Here is a 270-nt window from a genome sequence, read left to right as displayed (position 1 = left end):
CTAGTTCGAAGCGCCTCAACCCGCAGCGGGCTTTCGACTGATTTTCGCTAAGCGATATAGCGCGTCGGTATCCAGCACCGTCAACCCGCCATAGTGGGTCCGCAGCACCCCCTCGCGTGCCAGCATAGTCAACGTGGCGTTGCAGCGTTGCCGTGACACTCCGCACAAGGCCGCGATCTCTTCCTGAGATATCTTCAATCGCCCATCGAACCCCGAATGCTGTTCCGCATCGCATTGCGCAGCCACCGCGCGGGCCACCGTCGTATCCAC

At 61.1% G+C, this 270-nt stretch carries 1 protein-coding gene; it reads right to left on the bottom strand.

Annotated features, from left to right (window positions below; translation table 11 throughout):
- Nucleotides 1-15 precede the first annotated feature (15 nt).
- Nucleotides 16-270: helix-turn-helix domain-containing protein (locus SB751_RS30795; RefSeq protein WP_410749125.1), on the bottom strand; the 255-nt coding region annotated here is incomplete at its 5' end.

It is taken from the genome of Cupriavidus sp. SIMBA_020 (assembly GCF_046535395.1).
Lineage (GTDB): Bacteria > Pseudomonadota > Gammaproteobacteria > Burkholderiales > Burkholderiaceae > Cupriavidus > Cupriavidus campinensis.
This window is presented reverse-complemented; position numbering and strand designations above follow the sequence as displayed.